Genomic DNA, 15,726 nt, shown 5'->3' on the forward strand with positions numbered 1-15,726 from the left:
CTTTACTATTATTAATTGTGATGGGGTTGGCAATATAAGTCATAAGTTTGTGTGCTAATATGTCCCGTGGACAATAATGTGGTTGCGTGGTCTGTAAGCGAGGTTTGGCGTTGTTCCATTGCTTGTTTGATAATAGGCGCCATCATCTCATTTGATGCAGATAGTAACTTTGCTCTAAGTGCTGCATCAACTACGACATATTCCCTTAAAGCAACTCTTTTCCCATCATTGCTTGGAATAAGAGTTTGCCAAATAATGGCGGAAACCGTACTAAAAAAATCATAATAAATGCGTTGCTTTTCTTCGTGCGGAAAAAGCATGAGTAATCGATTAATCGCCTGCATGATAGATTGGCTGTGTAGTGTGCTAAACACGCTATGCCCAGTAAGAGCAGCTTCGATGACTGCCGAGATTGTTGCATTGTCTCGTGACTCTCCAACCATGATTGCTGTTGGGGTGCGCCTTAAAGCATTTCTAATAGCGTAGGCAAAGCTAGGCAGACATCTGGGGACCTCAGACTGCGAAGTAATAGAGTTTTCGGTGTGTGCAGGTAGGATGTATTCTATAGGAGATTCAAAAGTGATGATCTTTTCCCCTGAGACACTCTTTGCTGCTCTTAATGCAAGCATGGATGCCAATAATGTTGACTTCCCTGAGCCAGTTGCGCCGCAGACAAGGACAATGCCTTCATTAATGAAGCTTAACTTAACGAGCTCTTCAGGTAACCGTAATGTATCTATAGATGGTGGTGTTGTCGTTAACATGCGCATAGAGACCTGAATCCCAAGCTTTTCATATTGGTTGATCAAACTTGCATTGATTCTGAATCTTAATTTATGCTCTGAGTTGACTCGATGCGTATAGCTAAAATCCAAGTCACTCCCACTTAGTACCTTAGCTGCTGCATTGCTCCCATATAACAAGTTAATAAAATCTTCAATTTCACTGCCACTTAGCCCTCTATCGGTAAGTTTTAGCTGCTGACCGTAGCGAACAGCAAAAATCGGGCTATCTATTTGTAGTGTTAAATCACTAATATCATTTTCTGCAGTGTAAGTTAGTAACATATCATAATGACAATGCAAAAAATAAGGCGGATCATGTGTAAATAATGTAGATATTGCTGTTGTCATAACCTCGCCTTAATCAGTCGGTAAAAGGTTATGCAATGGATCAAGCATTGCCTGCCATCGTGTTGGATTGTCTTGAAATTGAGGCACAACCTCCAGATTGATTTCTTTATTATCAATCGCTAAATTGCTTTGATCAGACAAAATTGCTTTTGTTGCTGTTGTCACATACGGAGAGGTAATCATATTGCGATTGATCAACTCATAGTACATCAGCATTCCGCTGAAGTCCCTGCTTAATTCGTGTATGTTTTGTTTAAAAATATCAATCGCTTGCTCAACACCTTTTCCCCAGCCATAGTAAATAGCTAGCTTCCAAATCTTTTGTTCTTGAGCATTGGCGGGTAAAACTGAGCGATCTGGAATTTCAGGTCTAGAAAAATTAGTGACCAGGTAGTCCCGCCAAGTAGGGACATTTGAGACAAAATAGGCCTGCTTTGTAATATGATAGATTTGACCATTAAGTGTAATTTTACGATTGTCTGTATTAATGCTCGACTTATTGTATCCTGTCTCAATGACCGGCGGTAGAATATGTTCATTCAGTAACAAACCATTGAAGTTATAGGTTTGATACAACATGGCTGAAAGTTTATCAAGATATTTATTAATCATGTTTTGTCCTTCATAAAGCCCGCTTTGCGTGCCTAATTCCAATGCGGCTTCTTTTACTGCTTTTTGCCTTAATGTAAGGTTGGCTCTATCGTATTGAACAATGGGAGTATTGCTGGTTAAATTTTCTAGTTGATGTAAGTCCATTGCGATCATGCTTATAAATACCTGACACTGATAACTTTTGCTTCTGTATTAATATTCAAACTTGCTTGCTTACCTGTTTGAACAGCAAGGTCTCTTAAAATATTAATGGCTGAATCCTCAACGGGAGCATTAAGCTGACCAATGACCACGATAATTGGGAAGGGTGGTGTTTTGCCGAAATATTGCACTTTAAAGTTTACCGCTAAGCCAATTTGAGTGAGTACATTTTCCAATGGACCATAATATGTAAGCGACAGTTTTTTCAAAAGCGCCTGATCTTCAATGTTAGCAAAAGGAATTTCAGGATTTCCATAGCGAATGGTGTTTGAACGATTAAGTTCATTCAATGATTGCTGGACAGATTCACTGGCATTTTTAAGTTCGTTGATAACAATGTTATTAACATACTCAGGGTGGTATTTTTCGGGTGAATTGCTGTCTATATGACTGCATGCACTAAGCAAGACTAAGCTTAAAATGGATAAATGTGTTTTCATAAGTAAATTTTCATCCTGACAAAATTAATTAAAAGCACTTAAGCTAATGATGTGTTTTTATTATTACGTATTATTAAAAATGTCTTTGTCAACTGTAAACTCTTGAACAGAACCAGCTTTGCCCATGTCTTTGGAGATGGTTGATTGAAACATTTGGATACTAGGGACAAGGCAAGTTAATAAAACACCAAGTACCAGATGACCTCCACCGTTTTTAATATGTTCACCTTGACTTTGTGCGCCTTGATTGTGGTGTTTCCTAAATAACTGGATTGCACTATAGATAAACCACATACCAACTAATGTCGCTACAATGGTGATAAATGTTTTGATTTGGCTAAAAAAAGTGATGATACCTTTTGCCCACGCTTTGAAATTGCCTATTGTTCCAGGGTCAGGATCTGCAGCGTAGCTTACCGCACAGGTAAGGAATAAGATAGCGACTATTGCGCAAACTTTTTTAATTGTGGATTGATTGATTTTCACCATTTTAGTTCTCCGTTTTTTTTAGATTTATGTTGTATAAATTGAATAACATAATTTATTCATTAATGTCGCTATTTAACTATTGATGATTAGCCACCATGCCAATATTTTTCGAAATCATAAATATTATTTAAAATAGTAAAACAAGCTGCCGCATTCATGCCAATGATGCCGGCAATAAGATGACTAACAACTTGACCAATACCGCCTTCTCGTTGTCCTTCAGAGACTTTAATTAGAAGAAAAATTCCACGGATCAAAGAAATAAAGCCAACAATAGCAAGCAGGGAAAAAATCAAATACTTCTGTGCAATATCTACCTCTTGAGCATTTTCTGCAACGGACGCATATTCACTAATTGTCTTAATTGGATCAAGCGTCATATTTTGGGGGAATAAAGTGGTGCTAACCATATCCAAAAAGCCACTCATTGATAGTAACATCACGCCAGCAAAAAACATAAGCACAGTAGTGGAGGGTGCATAATAACGAAACATTTGCTGTGTTTTTCCATGCTTAGATAGACGAATAATTGCAACAGATAATATACATAGTCCCATAATGATGCCTATTCCACGGACGAAATCAAAAACCGTAAAATCCATACCGCCTTTGCCAGTTGTACCAAGTAGATTTTGGATGATATTAGCAATATATTTTATAACTTCGTTATCCATACGATTACATGTGCTTTTGCTTTCTAATTTCGCTTAAAGTGAATTTTTCGCGACAAATGGTTCTCTTTCAATCGAATTGCGATAACTTCATCATTTTGTCTTAAACGATGCCCTGTCGTTTCTTTGTTTTGCAAAATGACAATTATAGTTGCTTTAAGTTTTTATAAATTATTAATTGTTACGTAGTTTTACGCTTTTTTTCCTAAAATCATTCATATACCATTTGTGGTTGCTAGAGAAGGTAATTATGTTTAAGATTTTTTGTCATTATGGGGATTATTATGACGCAGCATGAATTTGCTTTTTTTGAAAAGGATAAATTGGGTAGATTAGTTAATGTTAATAAGCAGTACTTATCATATCTCGGTGTCGAAGATGAGAAAGAATTGCAGGGAAAGACTGAAGTGGATATAGCAGAACTAAAACCATTTCATAGAATCTACTCAACAGGTGAAAAGGAAGCGCGCTTACTTAAAGGGGTTTCTATACAAAAAGAATTATTTTATTTCAGTGATAAAGGTCCGGAGTCAATTATTACGACCAGAACATATCTCAATTTGGAAAAAGTCGAGATCAGAGGCTTCTTTTTTAAAATAGCAAAGACTCCTGTAACTTGGGATGGCAAAAGCCTGACAATATGGAATTACTTTAAACCCGTCAAATTGTCACTTTTGAAGTTTTATGTACTCACATTAAAATGTAGAGGACACAACAACCTCGAGATTGCTAATCGCATCTTTCGTGCTGAATCCACAGTAAGAAATATTGTTCAGGACTTATACTGTCTTTTTGAGGTGTATGACTTTGTCACCCTTACTCGTTACTATGATTTAGGCTGCTGGCTTAATAAATTGACCATACATTTGTTGAGTGAAAATTTTTAGCCAAAGCTTGTGGGGAAGCAAAAGGCGTTATTTTTCCCCATCTCTCAAGCAGGCTTCATTCTTAAAAGGGCGTTCAAAGGTATTTCTTCAAATACCTTTGATACAATGGAAAGAGGAACTCCTTCTGCGAGCATAACCTCTGCACTGTACAGATTATTTTCGTGTACAGCCTGTGTTTGATAGGATAATAGCAAATGCATACATTATCTCCTTATTATATTACATCCATTTCGAGCTTGTGGTTAAAGACACTAACCCATCTGATACTATACCGCCTGCGAATCATTTCACAGAATTTTTATTATTTAATCTATCGTACTTTTGAATGCTTGGATTTTGTTAATAGTCCTAGCTATTACGTGTAACTCAATCATTCAGAAGCATCAAATTAAACATTGCAAAATGATTCACGAACAGCGTATTATCTCTTGTAATCTGTAATATATCCAACCAAGCTAAGTTTTTTAATGAAAAGGATAGTTATTTGTTGTAATTTTATATTTCATGGTTTTTCAGGAAGACCCCCTTCTGTTGAGTTTTCCCAGCGAATTGGGGAGCTGAACATATACCCTGTCCCATGTACGGTTTTAATTATTTGAGGGGTTTGAGGATCGTTTTCTATTTTCCTTCTAATTCTTAGAACCATCATGTCCAAGTTTCTATCCAAACCATTATATTCTCTACCGTATAGTTTCATAATGAGATTATCTCTAGACAACGGTTCCCCATGATGCTCAATGAGTAATTGCAGTACCTCAAATTCTTTTGTTGTCAGTTCAATAGAGATACCATTAGTGTGTGTTAGTGATCTCTCTTTAATATTGAAGCACCAATCTTTGAAATAGGCGTAGTGAGAGCGTTTTTGTTCTAATTTCAAGGTCTGTGATTCTAGTGATCGTCGTAGGACTGCTTTGATTGCAGCTATGAGCACTTTGGGGTTGAAGGGCTTTGTTATGTAGTGATCTGCTCCTACCTCATAAGATAAAACTCTGTCAATGTCATCGTCTGAAGCTGTGAGCATAATGGTTGGTATAGGAGATTCGGTATGCAGTTTTCTACAAAAATCGATGCCATTTTCTAGGGGAAGGTCGATGTCTAGTAGGATTAAATCAGGTGGATCCTGCTTAATATGTCTACTTGCATCATGGGCATTAGCTGCTGCGCATGCTTTAAAGTTGTTTCGAGTCAGCATATCGGATAGTAGGCTTCTAACTTCACCGTCATCATCAATGATTAAAATAGTTTCTTGCATTGTTTTGCTCTTTATAGTCTAGTAAATTATACGCTTCAGGGCGGAATGTTTGCGCTTAAGTCAGCTATGCAGACACCGGGTACAGCAAACACAAGACTCAACAGTATTGGAGAACGCTCTCATTCAGCAAAGCATTACACTTAAGATGCAGAGTGTATAGAGCAAAAAATAAGAACTCAATAGTTGCAATCGGCTTTAAGACTCAATGTAACTAAAAAAGACAAAATGTGAATTTTATGCAAAAAAGCTTGCAAAGTGCTTTTAGGGGCAGTGTTACAGTTAGTCAACTCAAGCTTGAGGTTGGCTATTAGGAAGGTGAGCTCGATTTGTTTTAAACCTTCATATGGTTTCTGGCAATCGTTAAGGCAGGCAAAGAAACAATTCGCAGCTGAGTGGCTCTTGTGTTAGAATATCGACCACTTTAACGCCAATGAAATAAATTTTCTATAATGGAAGTAAATAGCTATAAAACACAATTAAAAGAGATGTCTTTGCGTTTGGATACACTTCGGGGGTATCTTTGACTTTGCCCATAAAAAAGAGCGTTTAGATGAAGTATTAATGGAGTTGGAAAATCCAGAGATTTGGAATGACCCAGAAAATGCGCAAACGCTAGGTAAAGAAAAAACAGCTCTTGAAGTGGTTGTCAATAACGTCATAACTCTTGATAAAGGTATTACTGATGCGCTAGAGATGATTGAGTTTGCGCAAGAAGCTGATGATGAGAGCATCTTGCAAGAAGTGATTGCTGAAATTGATCATTTGGAATCCGCGTTAGCCAAGCTTGAGTTTATGCGTATGTTTAACAATCCAATGGATCCAAATGATGCATTCTTAGATGTCCAATCTGGCTCAGGTGGTACTGAAGCACAAGATTGGGCGCAAATGTTGATGCGTATGTATCTGCGCTGGGGTGAGGCGCATGGCTTGAAAACGGAGTTGATTGAAGTGTCGGATGGTGATGTTGCAGGTATTAAGAGCTGCACGATTCGCTTTGAAGGTGAGTATGCCTATGGTTGGCTTAGAACTGAAACGGGTGTACATCGTTTGGTGCGTAAGTCACCGTTTGACTCAGGCAACCGACGTCATACGTCATTCGCATCGGTTTTTGTCTCCCCCGAGGTCAGTGATGATATTGAGATTGAGATTAACCCTGCAGATTTGCGCATTGATACTTATCGCGCGTCAGGCGCCGGTGGGCAGCATGTCAACCGTACAGATTCAGCGGTGCGTATTACGCATGAGCCATCAGGTATTGTTGTGCAATGTCAGAATGATCGCTCGCAACACAAAAACAAAGATCAAGCAATGAAGCAGCTAAAGTCAAAGCTATATGAACTAGAGATGCACAAGCGTAATGCGGAAAAGCAGGCGCTTGAGGAGTCAAAATCAGATATTGGTTGGGGCAGTCAAATTCGTTCTTATGTACTGGATCAATCAAGAATTAAGGACTTAAGAACCTCTGTAGAGAATACCAATACACAAGCAGTGCTTGACGGTGATTTAGATAAATTTATCGAAGCCAGCTTGAAAATGGGTTTGTGATAGCCAGGTTGCTAAAGTTGGCGCAATACACCGTTGGGGCATGTTGCATATAATGTGGCGTAGGGGCGTATTGAAAATGATGTAGCGTAGGGGCGTATTGAATACGCCCTCAAATAAAGGTTAAAATAAAAAATTGGAATAATAGCCATGACAGAACAAGTTCAAGATCAAGTGATGACAAAAGAAGAAGCGCAAATTGAGGAAAATAATCAAATTCAAGTGCGCAAAGAAAAGCTTAAAGAGCATACTGAATCAAATAATGGCATTGCTTTTGCCAATGATTTCAAACCCAATGCCGCAGCAGCGTGCTTGCAAGCACGATATGGCAAGATCGAAAAAGCAGAGTTAGAGGCGTTGACTGATAAGCCAATCGTTAAAATTGCCGGACGCATTATGCTTAAGCGTGTCATGGGTAAAGCGTCATTTATCACGCTTCAGGATATGTCTGGTCGTATTCAAGCATATATTCGCAAAAATGATTTAGCCGAAGGCGAGTATGATCGCTTTAATGCGCATTGGGACTTGGGTGATATTGTCGGCGTTGAAGGGACATTATTTAAGACTAATACCGGAGAGTTATCAGTGCATGCAGCCACTATTAAGCTGCTCACTAAAGCCATTCGTCCATTGCCTGATAAGTTTCATGGATTGTCTGATCAAGAAACGCGTTATCGTCAGCGCTATGTTGATTTGATGACCAATAGTGACAGTCGCAAGGTTTTTCAGACGCGTTCTAAAATGATTCAATTTATTCGCCGTTATTTTGATGAGCATCGTTTTATGGAAGTCGAAACACCAATGATGCACGTGATTCCAGGAGGCGCTTCAGCCAAGCCATTTGCGACGCATCACAATGCACTGGATATGCCGCTTTATTTGCGTATTGCACCTGAGCTTTATTTAAAGCGCTTAGTTGTTGGTGGTTTTGATCGTGTTTATGAAATCAATCGTAACTTCAGAAATGAAGGTTTATCAACGCGCCATAATCCTGAGTTTACCATGATTGAATTTTATCAAGCCTATGCTGATTATAAGGATTTGATGGATTTAACCGAAGACTTATTGCGCAAGATGGCTGAAGATGTGCTAGGCACTACCGATATTCATTATCAAGGTCAGGATTATGATTTGGCGCAACCGTTTGTGCGCATGAGTATGTTTGACTCGATTTTACATTTTAATCAAGAGATTACTAAAGAGCAGTTAGCAGACTTTGACCAAGCTGTAGCAATCGCTAAAAAGCTAGGCATTAAAGTGGAATCACACTACGGCTTAGGTAAAGTACAAACTGAGATTTTTGAAGAAACTGTTGAGCACCGTTTGATTCAACCAACCTTTATTACTGAATATCCGGCAGAGGTATCACCATTGGCGCGTCGCAATGATGACAATCCTTTTATTACCGATCGTTTTGAGTTCTTTATTGGTGGGCGCGAGATAGCTAATGGTTTCTCTGAGTTAAATGACGCAGAAGATCAGGCGGCACGCTTTAAAGCGCAAGTTGCAGCAAAAGATGCCGGAGATGACGAGGCGATGTTTTATGATGCGGATTATATCCGTGCTTTAGAATATGGTTTGGCACCGACCGCGGGTGAGGGTATTGGTATCGATAGACTAGTGATGTTTTTCACCAATAGCGCATCGATTCGTGATGTGATCTTATTTCCACATATGCGTCCTGAGTAGAGTGTTAAGTCTAAGAGGTGATGTTATGACAGTAGCAGAAAAATGGGAAGCGCAAGGTGTTGCAAAAGGTATGCAGCAGGGTATGCAGCAAGGGGCGCGTTTAAAAGCAGAAGAAACAGCATGTAAAATGCTACATAAAGGCTACGCAACTGAGGATGTTTGTGAAATAACAGGTCTCGATCAAAAAGATGTTGTTGAGTTAAAGGAGCGCGTCAAAAATACACGACATTAGATTTGGTCATGAGCCGTTTCCAGTTGCTGCCAGCAGCTTATTTCCCACTTATTATCATGAGCTAATGACGTTAACTTAGGATCTGGATTCACGCAAACTGCTTTATCAACAAGCGTTAATAATGGCACGTCATTAATTGAGTCAGAGTAGAAAATGCTTCGTTCAAATACTTTAGGTTGTTTTTGAAGCCATTGTTGATAGTAGTGAACTTTACCGCTACCAAAACTCAGTGGTTCGATAACGCCACCGGTGAGTTTGCCATTTTCTTTAATGCTTTGCACACCGATAATATTCTCTTGATCAAATCCAAGCAAAAGACCAATGGGGCGCACTAAGTCAATCAAGCTTGCGGATATTAATAAAATATGATCGCCCTTTGCTTGATGATCTTTAATTGCTTGGTGAGCTGCAGGGTAAGTGAAGTTCTTGACAATAAAGTGGGCAAAGTCTTTTAATGTGCTTTGCAATGAACTCTCACTATGTCCAATAAGAGGCTGTAAAATAAAGTGACAAAACCCGAGCATATCGACTTCGCCGGCATGATAGGCGCGATCATATGCTTCTTTGGTTGCCATAAAAGTTTTTGGATTATTAACAAGCTTGTGATCACATAAATACTTTGCCCATTCGTTGGAGCAATCAACAGAAATAAGTGTGTGATCAAGATCAAAAATAGCAATATCAGACATGGTATTTGGCATAGTGTTATGCTGAATTTGTCGATATGATGATAAGCGTTGTACACTTTGTCAAATAGAAATCAATAAGGGGTGTTGTGAGGTTGATGAATAAATATATGGTAGCTGCGTCTTTATCTTTAATTACGTTCACAAGTTTTGCAAATGCTGATACTAATTTTAAGGCACTTGAAAAACAATATGGTGGGCAACTGGCAATTAGTACCATTGATACATCGAATGATCACGCGGTTGATTATCATGCGGATAAACGCATGCCGATGTGTAGTACATTTAAGCTGATGCTTGTTGCGGCAGTATTAAAAAAGAGTGTTCATGAGCCTAGGTTGCTTGAAAAGAAGATTGATTATACGCAAAAAGATATGGTCAATGCGTACTCACCGTACACCCAAAAAAATCTGGGTAAAGGCATGAGCATTAAAGCGCTCTGTCATGCAGCAATGTTAAGTGACAATACGGCAGCAAACCTACTGCTTAAAGAGTTAGGTGGTCTGGATAAATTAAATCAGTTTGCGCAAAGTATTGGTGATACGACCTTTAGGTTAGACCGTTATGAGCCTTATTTAAATACTGCCATCCCAGGAGATAAAAGAGATACGACAACAGCAAAAGCCATGTCACAAAGTCTGGATAAAGTTGTATTGGGTAATGTTCTTCCTACAATGCAGCGCGATTTATTGATCAAATGGATGCAAACAAATACCACGGGAGATAAACGCATAAAAGCAGGTGTTAACAGGTCTTGGATCGTTGGTGATAAGACAGGTACGGGTGATTACGGTACAACGAATGACATTGGCATAATATGGCCAAACAAGTGCAAACCGGTTGTAATTAGTGTTTTCTATACACAGGATAAGCAAGATGCTAAAGCACAAGATGTGGTGATCCAAAAAGCCACTAGCCTTGCTATGGCTGAGCTTAGTAAAACCAATTCCTGCTTAGAGCAGACTGCCGAATGAGGGCGCAGTATCATTTCAGAAAGTCGGCTAAAGGGCAGCTGTTAATTTGGGATGTGAAAAAGCTTGTTAAAGAATCACAGTATCTAAAAGTAATATCGATTAAAGTCGAGAAAATTAAAGAGCTAGATCAGTGTTATTGGTATGAGCTGGGTGAAGCTAAGCCAACGTGTTTGAATATTATTGAACACATGAAACTTATTCAAACTGCCGATTTGAGTTATCCTATTTTGCTGTGTGCCGATGGGCAAATTATGGATGGAATGCATCGGGTATGCAAAGCCAAGTTAGAAAATCGAGAAGCCATTCAAGCCATTCAGTTTGAGATAACACCTGAACCAGATTTTATCGATATAGATCCAAAGGATTTGATTTATTAACGACAAACAGGCTAAGACTAAACACTTCATAGAGGCTTCGACTTATGCTCAGCCAGCGCTTATACAGTCAAAGTGGGTTGAAATATTGTCATCGCCGACAAACAGGATGCAAAAACATTGAAAGTCTTGGCGCTTTAAGGAGTTTCGCGCATAATAAGCCTCAATGTTTTGCAGTAACAAAGGATCAATATGTCTCATATTATAAAATCTAAAGCAGCCATTGCTTGGCAAGCTGATAAACCCCTTTCCATTGAAACTATTGATGTATTACCACCCCAGAAAGGTGAAGTGCGTATTAAGATTAATGCCTCTGGTGTTTGTCACACAGATGAGTTAATGGCAAAAGGCGAAAGCATTCGTAGTGTGGTTAAGTTCTAAGATGGCAGGAGTTCAACATATTGAAGTAGATGCTGATCGCGAAGGTCAACGCATTGATAATTTTCTGATTGGACAGTTTAGCAAACTACCTAAATCTTTGATATATCGCTGGATTCGTAAAGGAGATTTACGCGTTAATAAAAAGCGCATTAAACAAACCTATCGTGTTCAGCCGGGTGATATCGTGCGTGTTCCACCATTTATCCTTGAGGAAGAAGCACCAGCTAAGGTAAGTGATGACCATTTAGCCTTTCTTGAATCACTTATTCTATTTGAAAATGCAGATTATATGATTATTAACAAGCCATCAGGTATTGCCGTTCACGGAGGATCAGGTGTTAATTCAGGATTAATAGAGCGTTTGCGTCAACTGCGTCCTCAGGCTAAAAAACTTGAGCTTGCACATCGCTTGGATAAAGAAACCTCAGGGTGTATGATCATTGCCAAGAAATACAGCATCTTGACTTATTTTCATGAAGCTTTGAAAAAGCGTGAAGTGCAAAAGACTTATCACGCCCTAGTGCATGGCAGTTGGTCAAATAAAGTCAAACAGATTGATTTGCCATTAAAGCGCCACTTATTATCACATGGTGAGCGTATGGTGCGTGTTGACAAAACAGAAGGTAAGGATGCATTAACTAGTGTTAGAATCTTGCAAAAATTTGATCAATACACTTTGGTGGAAGCAATGCCACACACCGGTAGAACACACCAAATTCGTGTGCATCTTGCGGCATATAACTGCCCGATCGTTTGCGATAAAAAATACGGTATTGCCGATAAAGACCAAGTGTTAATAAAAAAAGGCTTTAATCGCTTGTTTTTGCATTCTGCCAATTTATCGTTTAAGGATCCAAAAACTGGTGAAGATATGTGCTTTGAAGCACCGTGTGATCGTGATTGTCAAAAAATTATTAATTCTTTTAAAACCTAATCCATTAGCTCGATTACTAACCATCCATGGCAGCTTCGCATTGGATCCTCACGCCCTCCTGGCTCAGGATGACGTGTCAGTGGGTGTCATTGCGAGCATGGATGCGTGGCAATCCATTTTATCAGGGATGATAGATTTAAGTTCGTTGCAAAGCCTATATTTACAAGCCACTTCTTAAGGTGGTGCATTAAGGCATAAATAAGTTACATCAGCTAGCACCTCTCCCCTCGCGGGAGAGGTCGTGCAGCTTAAGCTGCACGGGTGAGGGGGAATTAAAGCGCAACTTATTCTTGATTGATTACTTAACTTCTAGTTTGAAGTGCAACCGCATAATTCAACCCGCTGAATGATTGTGTTACAATCTGGTCATTCTTTTTTGCGGCATGACATCATGGATAAAATTACAATTAAAGGGGCGAAAACGCATAATCTTAAAAATATCGACTTAGAGATTCCTCGCGATAAATTAACGGTTATTACGGGTTTAAGTGGTTCGGGTAAATCATCATTGGCATTTGATACACTCTACGCTGAAGGCCAACGTCGCTATGTTGAGTCTTTATCAAGTTACGCGAGACAATTTTTATCGTTAATGGATAAACCCGAAGTTGAACATATTGAAGGTTTGTCCCCTGCGATTTCCATTGAGCAAAAAACCACTTCGCATAATCCACGCTCAACCGTAGGCACGGTAACGGAGATCTATGATTATTTGCGTGTATTATTTGCGCGTATTGGTGAGCCAATGTGTCCTGAGCATAAAGTTGAGCTAAAGGCGCAAACGATTAGTCAGATGGTTGATCATACGCTGAGTTTTGATGATGAGACAAAATTTATGATTGTCGCTCCCGTGATTGTTGATAAAAAGGGCGAGCATATTCAGTTAATGGAAAAGCTCTATGCTGAAGGGTATTTGCGTGCGCGTATTAATGGTGAATTATATGAGCTGAGTGATTCACCTAAATTGGATCGCTATAAAAAGCATACGGTTGAAGTAGTCGTTGATCGATTTAAACCACAAAAGAAAAACCAACAGCGTTTAGCAGAGTCCTTTGAAACAGCATTAGACTTATCAGCGGGCATTGCTAAGCTTGTGTTTTTAGATGGTGAGCAAGACGATATTATTTTTTCATCCAAACACGCCTGTCCACATTGTAATTACTCACTTAAAGAGCTAGCACCTAGAATCTTTTCATTTAATAGTCCGATTGGTGCTTGTCCAAGCTGTGATGGCTTAGGTACAAAGGCTTACTTTGATGCCGATAAAGTTATTGTTGATGATAATTTAAGTTTAAATCAAGGCGTAATCCACGGTTGGGATAAGCGTAATGGCTACTACTTCGCGCAATTAGAAGCATTGGCTCGGCATTTTGATTTCTCATTGGATACACCATTTAATAAACTCACGGATGCGCAAAAAGAGTTGGTACTAAATGGCTCCGGTAAAACTGAGATTAATATTTATTTCAAAAGCTCAGGTGGCAGAGAATATCGAGCACAAAAGCCATTTGAAGGTGTGTTAGCAAATTTTGAGCGTCGTTATAAAGAAACCGACTCAAACATGATTCGTGAAGAATTAAGTAAACTGATGAGTAATTTGCCATGCCCAAGTTGCAATGAAACGCGTTTAAATGAGGGGGCGCGTAATGTGTTTATTGCGGGTAAGAATATCGCGCAATTAACAGCATTATCGATTAAAGATAGTGTCAAATGGTTGGATGATTTAACACTTGGCGGTCAAAAGCAAGTGATTGCCGAGCGCCTGTTAAAAGAAATTCTGGCGCGCTTAGGTTTCTTAGTTAATGTCGGCTTGGATTATTTAAATCTCTCACGGCAAGCAGATACACTTTCAGGCGGTGAAGCACAGCGGATTCGCCTAGCCAGTCAAATCGGTGCAGGCTTGGTGGGGGTGATGTATATTCTTGATGAACCATCGATTGGACTGCATCAACGTGATAATCAAAAGCTATTAGACACCTTGCATCATCTGCGTGATTTAGGTAATACGGTAATTGTGGTTGAGCATGATGAAGATGCGATTAAACAAGCCGATCATATTATCGATATAGGACCTGGTGCGGGCATTCATGGCGGGCAAATCGTTGCTGAAGGGCGATTGAGTGAAATCATTGATAATGAAAAATCATTAACGGCAGATTATCTTGCCAAGCGCAAACAGATTACCATTAATGGCAAGAAGTTAAAGCCAAAAAAAGGGCAATATGTTGAGGTCTATGGCGCTAAAGGCAATAACCTGCAAAATGTTAATTTAAAAGTACCTTTAGGTTTGCTAACTTGTGTCACCGGTGTGTCAGGTTCAGGCAAGTCAACCTTGATTAATCGTACACTTTACCCCTTAGCGGCAAAGCTCCTGAATAAAAATAATAGCATTACAGCGCAAGCTTATGATAAACACAAAGGTTTTGAATTATTAGATAAGGTTATCGATATTGATCAAAGCCCGATTGGGCGCACACCGCGCTCAAATCCTGCGACCTATACTGGCGTTTTCACACCCATTCGCGAGTTGTTTGCGGCAACTGCTGAATCCCGTTCACGTGGTTATCAGGTAGGACGTTTTAGCTTTAATGTCAAAGGTGGACGCTGTGAAGCATGCCAAGGTGATGGTGTGTTAAAAGTTGAGATGCACTTTTTGCCGGATGTATATGTGCCATGCGATGTCTGTCAGGGCAAACGTTATAATCGTGAGACTTTAGAAATTCAATACAAAGGCAAAAATATCAGTGAAGTATTGGATATGAGCATTGAAGAAGCTTTGGCGTTTTTCTCGGCGGTTCCTCAGATTAAACGTCGCTTACAAACCTTAATGGATGTTGGTTTGTCATATATTACCTTGGGGCAAAATGCAACCACCCTGTCAGGTGGCGAGGCGCAAAGGGTGAAACTAGCTAAAGAGCTATCAAAAACTGCTACTGGAAAAACACTATATATTCTTGATGAACCGACCACTGGGCTACATTTTCATGATATCCAGCAATTATTAAATGTCATTATGCGTTTGCGTGAGCAAGGCAATACCATTGTTATTATTGAGCATAATTTAGATGTGATCAAAGTGGCAGATTGGATTATTGACTTAGGTCCTGAAGGGGGTGATGGCGGTGGTCAGATTATTGCTGAAGGTACGCCGGCAAATATTGCCAAAAATTCGCAGTCGCACACGGGTAGATTTTTAAAGATGATGCTTTAATGTTCTAAGGGGGAGGGT

Annotated in this window: 16 protein-coding genes; 9 read left to right on the plus strand and 7 right to left on the minus strand. The window is 39.4% G+C overall.

From position 1 onward, the window contains the following. Window positions 1–11: 11 nt before the first annotated feature. The 5 genes from ACZ5V8_RS00560 to ACZ5V8_RS00580 form a co-directional block, all read right to left on the minus strand. Window positions 12–1,133, minus strand: a complete 1,122-nt coding sequence (locus ACZ5V8_RS00560; RefSeq protein WP_464217936.1) for a type IV pilus twitching motility protein PilT — start codon at window positions 1,131–1,133, stop codon at window positions 12–14. A 9-nt stretch (window positions 1,134–1,142) separates the two neighbouring features. Continuing rightward, entirely contained in the window at window positions 1,143–1,889 is a 747-nt protein-coding gene (locus tag ACZ5V8_RS00565; RefSeq protein WP_464217937.1) for a type IV secretory system conjugative DNA transfer family protein, read from the minus strand. Between the two features lie 11 nt (window positions 1,890–1,900). Next, window positions 1,901–2,386: a DotD/TraH family lipoprotein gene (locus tag ACZ5V8_RS00570; protein WP_464217938.1), complete on the minus strand. Its 486-nt coding sequence runs from the start codon at window positions 2,384–2,386 to the stop codon at window positions 1,901–1,903. A 63-nt stretch (window positions 2,387–2,449) separates the two neighbouring features. Continuing rightward, window positions 2,450–2,875 (minus strand): hypothetical protein, encoded by a 426-nt coding sequence (locus ACZ5V8_RS00575; protein WP_464217939.1) that lies wholly within the window; start codon window positions 2,873–2,875, stop codon window positions 2,450–2,452. 86 nt (window positions 2,876–2,961) lie between these two features. Next, window positions 2,962–3,549, minus strand: a complete 588-nt coding sequence (locus tag ACZ5V8_RS00580; protein ID WP_464217940.1) for a hypothetical protein — start codon at window positions 3,547–3,549, stop codon at window positions 2,962–2,964. A 281-nt stretch (window positions 3,550–3,830) separates the two neighbouring features. Between ACZ5V8_RS00580 and ACZ5V8_RS00585 the strand changes: the two genes are divergently transcribed. Continuing rightward, the gene (locus ACZ5V8_RS00585; protein ID WP_464217941.1) at window positions 3,831–4,433 is read left to right on the plus strand and encodes a helix-turn-helix domain-containing protein; all 603 of its coding nucleotides are present in this window, start codon (window positions 3,831–3,833) and stop codon (window positions 4,431–4,433) included. Window positions 4,434–4,935: 502 nt separating this feature from the next. Here the strand turns inward: ACZ5V8_RS00585 and ACZ5V8_RS00590 are convergent. Further along, complete coding sequence (locus tag ACZ5V8_RS00590) at window positions 4,936–5,685, minus strand: response regulator (protein WP_440617322.1); 750 nt, start codon at window positions 5,683–5,685, stop codon at window positions 4,936–4,938. A 449-nt stretch (window positions 5,686–6,134) separates the two neighbouring features. Between ACZ5V8_RS00590 and prfB the strand changes: the two genes are divergently transcribed. The 3 genes from prfB to ACZ5V8_RS00605 all read left to right on the plus strand — a co-directional run bounded on the left by prfB (window position 6,135) and on the right by ACZ5V8_RS00605 (window position 9,148). Then, window positions 6,135–7,230, plus strand: a protein-coding gene (prfB, locus tag ACZ5V8_RS00595; RefSeq protein ID WP_464217942.1) for a peptide chain release factor 2 whose coding sequence is annotated in 2 segments (ribosomal slippage) — window positions 6,135–6,206 and window positions 6,208–7,230 — 1,095 coding nt in all. Because the reading frame shifts where the segments join, the coding sequence is not laid out codon by codon here. A gap of 147 nt (window positions 7,231–7,377) precedes the next feature. After that, a complete protein-coding gene (lysS, locus tag ACZ5V8_RS00600; RefSeq protein ID WP_464217943.1) occupies window positions 7,378–8,916 on the plus strand; it encodes a lysine--tRNA ligase in 1,539 nt (512 codons plus the stop codon). A gap of 25 nt (window positions 8,917–8,941) precedes the next feature. Further along, on the plus strand, window positions 8,942–9,148 hold the full coding sequence (locus ACZ5V8_RS00605; RefSeq protein ID WP_464217944.1) for a hypothetical protein: 207 nt from the start codon (window positions 8,942–8,944) through the stop codon (window positions 9,146–9,148). Here ACZ5V8_RS00605 and ACZ5V8_RS00610 read toward each other — a convergent pair. Continuing rightward, a complete protein-coding gene (locus tag ACZ5V8_RS00610; RefSeq protein WP_464217945.1) occupies window positions 9,145–9,849 on the minus strand; it encodes an HAD family hydrolase in 705 nt (234 codons plus the stop codon). The genes ACZ5V8_RS00605 and ACZ5V8_RS00610 overlap by 4 nt on opposite strands. A gap of 83 nt (window positions 9,850–9,932) precedes the next feature. On the opposite strand from ACZ5V8_RS00610, the gene bla reads away from it, so the two are divergent. From bla to uvrA, 5 genes are all read left to right on the plus strand, one after another. Further along, window positions 9,933–10,808, plus strand: coding sequence for a class A beta-lactamase (gene bla / locus ACZ5V8_RS00615; RefSeq protein ID WP_464217946.1), 876 nt, complete (start codon window positions 9,933–9,935; stop codon window positions 10,806–10,808). Then, the gene (locus ACZ5V8_RS00620; protein WP_464217947.1) at window positions 10,805–11,185 is read left to right on the plus strand and encodes a hypothetical protein; all 381 of its coding nucleotides are present in this window, start codon (window positions 10,805–10,807) and stop codon (window positions 11,183–11,185) included. The genes bla and ACZ5V8_RS00620 overlap by 4 nt, the downstream gene beginning before the upstream one ends. 189 nt (window positions 11,186–11,374) lie before the next feature. Continuing rightward, the gene (locus ACZ5V8_RS00625; RefSeq protein ID WP_440617314.1) at window positions 11,375–11,563 is read left to right on the plus strand and encodes a hypothetical protein; all 189 of its coding nucleotides are present in this window, start codon (window positions 11,375–11,377) and stop codon (window positions 11,561–11,563) included. 1 nt (window position 11,564) lies between these two features. Then, entirely contained in the window at window positions 11,565–12,497 is a 933-nt protein-coding gene (locus tag ACZ5V8_RS00630; RefSeq protein ID WP_464218696.1) for an RluA family pseudouridine synthase, read from the plus strand. Between the two features lie 391 nt (window positions 12,498–12,888). Continuing rightward, window positions 12,889–15,708, plus strand: a complete 2,820-nt coding sequence (gene uvrA, locus ACZ5V8_RS00635; protein WP_464217948.1) for an excinuclease ABC subunit UvrA — start codon at window positions 12,889–12,891, stop codon at window positions 15,706–15,708. Window positions 15,709–15,726 lie beyond the last annotated feature (18 nt).

Source organism: Cysteiniphilum sp. GTC20157 (assembly GCF_055396795.1).